The sequence below is a fragment of the Actinocorallia lasiicapitis genome (assembly GCF_054778695.1).
Genome location: NZ_BAAGZI010000307.1, coordinates 1 through 7,279, shown reverse-complemented (window position 1 = coordinate 7,279; position 7,279 = coordinate 1). Strand labels below are relative to the sequence as shown.

Annotated in this window: 7 protein-coding genes; 4 read left to right on the top strand and 3 right to left on the bottom strand. The window is 70.7% G+C overall.

Going from position 1 to position 7,279, the window contains the following annotated elements; translation table 11 throughout:
- Positions 1-127 precede the first annotated feature (127 nt).
- Positions 128-844 (top strand): PspA/IM30 family protein, encoded by a 717-nt coding sequence (locus ACYVE7_RS25710; protein ID WP_460368000.1) that lies wholly within the window; start codon positions 128-130, stop codon positions 842-844.
- Between the two features lie 137 nt (positions 845-981).
- Positions 982-2,088, top strand: a complete 1,107-nt coding sequence (locus tag ACYVE7_RS25705) for a serine hydrolase domain-containing protein (RefSeq protein WP_460367997.1) — start codon at positions 982-984, stop codon at positions 2,086-2,088.
- 130 nt (positions 2,089-2,218) lie between these two features.
- Here the strand turns inward: ACYVE7_RS25705 and leuD are convergent, their stop codons facing one another.
- Together leuD and leuC are read right to left on the bottom strand one after the other, a co-directional pair.
- On the bottom strand, positions 2,219-2,806 hold the full coding sequence (gene leuD / locus ACYVE7_RS25700) for a 3-isopropylmalate dehydratase small subunit (RefSeq protein WP_460367995.1): 588 nt from the start codon (positions 2,804-2,806) through the stop codon (positions 2,219-2,221).
- Positions 2,807-2,817: 11 nt separating this feature from the next.
- The gene (gene leuC / locus ACYVE7_RS25695; protein WP_460367993.1) at positions 2,818-4,215 is read right to left on the bottom strand and encodes a 3-isopropylmalate dehydratase large subunit; all 1,398 of its coding nucleotides are present in this window, start codon (positions 4,213-4,215) and stop codon (positions 2,818-2,820) included.
- 89 nt (positions 4,216-4,304) lie between these two features.
- On the opposite strand from leuC, the gene ACYVE7_RS25690 reads away from it, so the two are divergent.
- Positions 4,305-5,021 (top strand): IclR family transcriptional regulator, encoded by a 717-nt coding sequence (locus ACYVE7_RS25690; RefSeq protein WP_344822281.1) that lies wholly within the window; start codon positions 4,305-4,307, stop codon positions 5,019-5,021.
- On the opposite strand, the gene ACYVE7_RS25685 is transcribed toward ACYVE7_RS25690, so the two are convergent.
- Positions 5,018-5,551 carry a hypothetical protein gene (locus ACYVE7_RS25685; protein WP_460367991.1) on the bottom strand — a complete coding sequence of 178 codons (534 nt, stop codon included), beginning with the start codon at positions 5,549-5,551 and terminating at the stop codon, positions 5,018-5,020. The two genes, ACYVE7_RS25690 and ACYVE7_RS25685, sit on opposite strands and share 4 nt — an antisense overlap.
- A 100-nt stretch (positions 5,552-5,651) precedes the next feature.
- Here ACYVE7_RS25685 and ACYVE7_RS25680 point away from each other — a divergent pair.
- The coding region (locus ACYVE7_RS25680) for a caspase, EACC1-associated type (protein WP_460367989.1) at positions 5,652-7,279 on the top strand (1,628 nt) is incomplete at its 3' end.

Genomic DNA, 7,279 nt, shown 5'->3' with positions numbered 1-7,279 from the left:
CGGCGGGTTCGGCGGAGGCGGCGGGTTCCGGCCCGGCGGGTTCGGCGGAGGCGGCAGCGGCGGCGGGCGCAGGGGCTCCGGCGGAGCGTTCTGAACAGGTGACCTGCTCATCCAACAGGGGGAAACGATGACCAAGCAGACGATCTTCGGCCGGGTGGCGCAGCTCGCCAGGGCCAACATCAACGCGCTGATCGACCAGGCGGAGGACCCGCAGAAGATGCTCGACCAGCTCGTCCGCGACTACACCAACAACATCGCGGAGGCCGAGCAGGCCATCGCCCAGACCATCGGCCACCTCCGGCTCCAGGAGGCCGACCACGCCGAGGACGTCAAAGCGGCGCAGGAGTGGGGACGCAAGGCCCTGGCCGCCAGCCTGGAAGGCGACCGGCTGCGCGCCTCGGGCGACACGGCGGGCGCGGAACGGTTCGACAACCTCGCCAAGGTCGCGCTCGGCCGGCAGCTCCAGTCCGAGCGGGAGGCGACCACGGCCGAACCGATGATCGCGTCCCAGACCGAGGTCGTCGACCAGCTCAAGACCGGGCTTGAGCAGATGAAGGGCAAGCTCCAGGAGCTGCGGAACAAGCGCGACGAACTGGTCGCCCGCGCCAAGACCGCCGAAGCGCAGACCAAGGTCAACGACGCGATCCGCAGCATCGACATCATGGACCCGACCAGCGAGGTCAGCCGGTTCGAGGAGAAGGTGCGGCGCGAGGAGGCCCGGGTGCTCGGCGCGCGGGAACTCGCCGCGTCCTCCCTGGACGCCCAGTTCGAATCCCTCGACAACCTGTCGGCCCAGGCCGAGGTCGAAGCACGCCTGGCCGCCCTGAAGGCGGGCGCGAACTAGCATTCCGGCGAGCGGGCCCGCGTCCGATCCTGTCACGAGGTAACAGGACGGGCGCTCGCCGCCGCACGTAAGGTCGGCGGGTCAATCGGGCCGGCCACCGCACGGCAGTCCCTGGTCTCCACCCCCAGGAGGACGTCGTGCGTCGCAAGAACCTGTTCGCCGGAGTGGCCGTCGCGCTGAGCGTCGGCCTCGCCGTGCCCGCGGTGGCCGCTCCCGCCCCGCCCGCCGTGTCGCCGTCGACGATGGCGCCGGTGCTGCCCAACTTCGACCGGCTGCCGGCGTCGCCGCGGCCGGTCGCGCTAGTGGACGCGCCGCGGAAGCTGGACGTCACCTACACCTCGGGCGGCGCCCAGCGCACGTTCGACGACTATCTCGGCAGGACCACGCAGGGGCTCGTCGCGATCGACGGGAACAAGATCGTCAAGGAGTGGTACGCGCCGGGCTACTCCAAGGACTCGCTGTTCCAGTCCTGGTCGATGGGCAAGTCGTTCACCGGGATCGCCGTCGGGATCGCGCTGGGCGAAGGCAAGATCGGCTCGCTGGAGGACACGGCGGGCAAGTACGTGCCGGAGCTGGCGAAGACCCCGTACGCGACGGTCTCGCTGAAGAACCTGCTGCGGATGTCGTCGGGGATCGAGTGGGACGAGGTCAGGGACGTCCCGGCGATCCATGTGCTGGCCAGTCTGGGCGTCGCCCTGCCGACCCTGCTCCAGGGCCAGCGCAAGGGCTGGGAGCCGGGCAGCCGTTTCACCTACACGTCGATGAACTCGGCGGTCCTGGCCCTGGTCGTCGCGAAGGCCACCGGGGTTCCTTACGCCCAGTACGTCCGCGACAAGATCTGGACTCCGATGGGCGCGGGCGCGGCGTGGCTGGGCAACGACTCCAACGGCAACGCGCTCGCTTACTGCTGCTACTACGCCACGGACCGCGATTTCGCCCGCTTCGGCATGATGATCCGCGACGGCGGCAAGGCCAACGGCGCCCAGGTCGTCCCGGCCTCCTGGATCACCCAGTCCACCACCCCTTCGGGGGTCTCCCCGTCCTACGGCCTCCACTGGTGGATCGACGGCGACGAGGGCTTCTTCGCCTCGGGCCTCGGCGACCAGAAGATCTACATCTCCAAGCGCCACCCCGGCGTCGTCATCGCCAAGTCCACCTTCTTCAACACCTCCGAAGCCGAAACCCTCCCCGCCTTCCGCGCCCTCGCCGCCGAAATAGCCCGCACCCGCACCACGAGCCCCTGAGAGGCCGGACGTGCGTGTGCCCCCGAGGGAGGTTCGGTCTCGGGGGCACACGGTTGGGCGGGGTGTCCGGGGGCTTGTGGCCTGGACGCCCTTGCTCGGCCTTGGTGCGGGCCAAGTTCTGGGGGTTCTCCTAGAGGGTGGCGGGGAGCCAGGCAGGGCGGGAGGACTCGAAAGAGGTGATGGCGTCGGCGTTCTTCAAGGTCAGGCCGATGTCGTCGAGGCCCTCCAGGAGCCGCCAGCGGGTGTAGTCGTCGAGGTCGAACGTGGCGACGAGATCGCCGCAGACGACCTGGCGGTTCTCCAGATCGACGGTGATCTCGGTCTGCGGGTCGTGCTCGGCGGCGTTCTGGAGCTCCTCGACGATCTTCTCGTCCAGGATCACCGGGAGCAGGCCCATCTTCGTGCTGTTGTTGCGGAAGATGTCGCCGAAACGCGAGGCGATCACGACGCGGAAGCCGTACTGCTGGAGCGCCCAGACGGCGTGCTCACGCGAGGAACCGGTGCCGAAGTCGGGGCCCGACACCAGGATCGACGCGCCCTCGTAGGCCGGGTTGTTCAGCACGAACGACGGGCTCTCGCGCCAGGCCGAGAACAGGCCCTTCTCGAAACCGGTCCGGGAGACCTGCTTCAGCCAGACGGCCGGGATGATCTGGTCGGTGTCGACGTTGCTGCGGCGGAGCGGCACGGCCCGGCCGGTGTGGACGGTGAACTTTTCCATGATGCGGCTCCTTACAGGTCGGCGGGGGCGGCCAGGTGGCCCTTGACGGCGGTGGCGGCCGCGACGGCCGGAGACACCAGATGGGTGCGGCCGCCCTTGCCCTGGCGGCCCTCGAAGTTCCGGTTCGAGGTGGACGCGCCGCGCTCGCCGGGAGCCAGCTTGTCCGGGTTCATGGCCAGGCACATCGAGCAGCCCGCCTCACGCCACTCGGCGCCCGCCTCGGTGAAGACCTCGTGCAGCCCCTCGGCCTCGGCCTGGAACTTGACCTTGACCGAGCCGGGGACGATCAGCGCCCGGACGCCGTCGGCGACCTTCCGGCCCTTCAGCACCTCGGCGACGGCCCGCAGGTCCTCGATCCGGCCGTTGGTGCAGGAGCCGACGAACACCGTGTCGACCTTGATGTCGCGCAGCGGGGTACCGGCCGTCAGGCCCATGTACTCCAGGGCGCGCTCGGCGGCCTGCCGCTCGATCGGGTCCTCGAACTCCTCCGGCACCGGGACGTTCGCGCTCAGCGGCGCGCCCTGGCCGGGGTTGGTGCCCCAGGTGACGAACGGCGCGAGCGTGGAGGCGTCGATGACGACCTCCTTGTCGAAGACCGCGTCGTCGTCGGTGCGCAGGGTCTTCCAGTAGGCGACGGCCTCGTCCCACGCGTCCCCGGACGGGGCGTGGTCGCGGCCCTTCAGGTAGGCGAAGGTGGTCTCGTCGGGGGCGATCAGACCGGCCTTGGCGCCCGCCTCGATCGACATGTTGCAGACCGTCATCCGGCCTTCCATCGACAGGTTCCGGATCGCCTCGCCCCGGTACTCCACGATGTAGCCCTGGCCGCCGCCGGTGCCGATCTCGGCGATGACGGCGAGGATGAGGTCCTTGGCGGTGACGCCGTCGGGCAGCGCGCCCTCGACGGTGATCGCCATCATCTTCGGCTTGATCTGCGGCAGGGTCTGGGTGGCCAGGACGTGCTCGACCTCGGACGTGCCGATGCCGAACGCCAGAGCCCCGAACGCGCCGTGGGTCGAGGTGTGGCTGTCGCCGCAGACGACGGTCATGCCCGGCTGGGTCAGCCCGAGCTGCGGGCCGATCACGTGGACGATGCCCTGCCCGGCGTCGCCCATCGGGTGCAGCCGCACCCCGAACTCGGCGGCGTTCTTGCGCAGGGTCTCGACCTGGGTGCGGGAGACCGGGTCGGCGATCGGCAGCAGGATGTCCTGCGTGGGGACGTTGTGGTCCTCGGTGGCGATGGTCAGGTCGGGGCGGCGGACCTTGCGGCCGGACAGGCGCAGCCCGTCGAACGCCTGCGGCGAGGTGACCTCGTGGACCAGGTGGAGGTCGATGTAGAGGAGATCCGGCTCGCCCTCGACCCGACGCACCACATGGGCGTCATACACCTTCTCGGCCAGTGTGCGACCCATCGCACTCACCCTCTCCATCGAAGACTTCCCAGCGGACTTTCCCTGGTCCCCGAGTTGCGTCTCATGGTTTGAGACGGCAATATCGAGGTATGGACAACTCTAGCGGAGTCGGCGTGCTGGACAAAGCCGTTCTCGTCTTGAACGCGCTCGAAGCCGGTCCCGCGTCGCTCGCACAGCTCGTCACGGCCACCGGATTGGCCCGGCCGACGGCCCACCGGCTGGCCGTCGCGCTGGAGCACCACCGCATCGTGCACCGCGACACGCAGGGCCGTTTCATCCTCGGGCCGCGCCTGGCCGAACTGGCCGTGGCGGCCGGTGAAGATCGTCTGCTGGCGATCGCACAGCCGATCCTCACCCAGTTGCGGGATCTGACCGGCGAGAGCGCCCAGCTCTACCGGCGGCAGGGCGACGTCCGGGTCTGCGTGGCCGCCGCGGAACGGTCCAGCGGCCTGCGCGACACGGTGCCCGTCGGGGCGGCCCTGCCGATGACGGCGGGTTCGGCCGCCCAGGTGCTGCTGGCGTGGGAGGAGCCGGACCGGCTGCACCGCGGGCTGCGCGGCGCGAAGTTCACCGCCGCCACCCTGGCCAGTGTGCGGCGCAGGAACTGGGCGCAGTCGATCGGCGAGCGCGAGCCCGGCGTGGGCTCGGTCTCGGCGCCGATCAGGGGCAGCGGCGGCCGGGTGATCGCCGCGATCTCCGTCTCGGGGCCGCTGGAGCGGCTGACCCGCTCCCCGGGACGGGTCCACGCCGGTCCCGTCGTCGCCGCCGCCGAGAAGATCAGCGACTCGATGCGCCGGGGCGCCTAACCCTCGTCGTCCTCTTCGGATTCGTCGGACTCGTTCTCCTCAGCGTCGAGGTCGAACGTGAGCACCTCTTCCCACACCTCGTACGCCCCGCCGTCGGACGTCTCGACGTACTCCACGGCGTCCCTGGGGATCGTGTCGTAGGGGACCAGCTCCCCCTCCAGCTCCAGCAGCCGCCGGATCGGCTCGTGCAGGGGCGCGATCAGGAAGTCGGGGCCGTCCTTGTGCCGCCAGACCCCGCTGCGCACCAGGTAGAGCGTGATGCTCGGACGTTTGCCGCGCTTGTACCTGACCGGCCCGAAGTTGGTCTTCCGCGCCGGTTCCGCCGCCTTGAACTTCCGGTTCGGGTTCCCCGAGAAGACCGGGATCTTGAACGCGACGGCCGCGATCTTGGACGCGGGGGTGTCGTCGTCCTGGAAGAGGGTGCCCCACACCTTGAGCGTCTTGTGCCCGGCGTAGGTCTTGATCTCGTAGGAGTACTTGAGTTTCGCGCCGTTGCTGAAGGTGACGCGCTTCGGGCCGTAGACGGTCACAGCTCCCCCAGATTCCGTGCTTCTCCGGAATCATCCATCCCTTTCATGATCAATACCAGGTTCCCTGGAATCCGCCGGTTTCCGGCCATACGATCACGCCATGCGCGGGCTCGTCGTCGGCACCGGCGGTCACCGTCCACCGCTCCCGGGCATCCCCGCGGCGGCCGCGACGGTCACCGCGCTCGGCCGGGCGCTGGCGCGGGAAGCCGAGATCGAGACCCTGCTGGATCCGGCGGGTCCCGTCGAGTTCGGTGAGGCCGTGGCCGCCGCCGCGGAGGACTGCGGCGACGTCTTCCTGTTCTCCTTCACCGGCCACGGGCTGATCACCCGGTCGGGCGCCCTGCATCTGGCGACCGCGATGACCGATCCGCGGCCGAGCCGGATCGAGCACACCGCCTTCCCCTACGCGACGCTCCGCCGCTACCTGCTGGCGAGCCCCGCCCGAACCGTCGTGGTGCTGCTCGACTGCTGTTTCTCCGGACGCGCCGTCGGCACCCTGTCCGGCCCCGAGGAGATCGCCGATCTGGCGCAGATCGACGGCGGGTTCGTGCTCGCCTCGACCGGCCGGAACGAACTGGCGATGGCCGAGGACGGTTCCGGCCGCACCGTCTTCGGCGGCGCGCTGATCGATCTGCTCGAGCGCGGCGATCCGGACGGCCCCGAACTCCTCACCCTCGAGGAGATCCACCGCCACCTCGCCCGGACCCTGCCCGCGGGCGGCTTCCCCCGGCCCCGCGCCCGCGCCCAGGGCCGGGCGGGTGAGCTGGTCCTGGCCAGGAACCGCCGGTTCCGTCCGGCGGTTCCCGCACCCGCCGCCCCCGCCCCGGCCGGACCGGAGGGCTGCCCGTACAAGGGCCTCGCCCCGTACGGCGGCGACGACGCGGCCCTGTTCTTCGGCCGGGACACACTGATCACCACACTGGTCGGAGCCGTCGCCACGCAGCCCGGCCCCCTACTCGTCACGGGGGCGTCCGGCTCCGGAAAGACCTCCCTGCTGACGGCCGGCCTCCTGCCCGCGATAGCCCGAGGTGAACTCGGCATCCCCGGCTCAGCCCACTGGCCCCGCCACCTGATCCGCCCCGGCGACCCCCTCCCTGCCTCCTCCAACGGCCCCTCAATCCTGATCATCGACCAGTTCGAGGAGACGTTCACTCGCGGGGACGGCGAAGTGGTCGAGGAAGCGTCCACCCGTGGAGACGGCGAGGTGGCCGAGGAGACGTTCACTCGCGGGGACGGCGAGGTGGCCGCGGAAACGCCCACCCGCAGAGACGACGGCGTGGCCGAGGAGACGTCCACCCGTGGAGACGGCGAGGTGGCCGAGGAAGCGTTCACTCGCGGGGACGACGGAGTAGCCGAGGAGGCGTTCGCCCGTGGAGGTGGCGGGGTGGTCGAGGAGGTGGTGCGACGGGCTGGGGTGGGAGGCCTAATCGTGTTGGCGGTTCGGGCGGATTTTCTGGGGCGGTGTGCGGAGCATCCGGTGTTGCGGCGGGCGTTGGCGGCGCCGTTCGTGGTCGGGCCGATGGACGAGGCGGAGCTGCGGGAGGCCGTGGAGCGGCCCGCCGCGGCGGCCGGGCTGAGCGTCGAGGACGGGCTGACCGAGCTGCTGCTCAGCGATCTCGGGAGCGGCCCCGGACGGCTTCCGCTGCTGTCGCACGCGCTACGGGCCACCTGGGAGCGGCGGGCCGGACGGACCCTGACCTTCGCCGGCTACCGGGCGGCCGGCGCGAT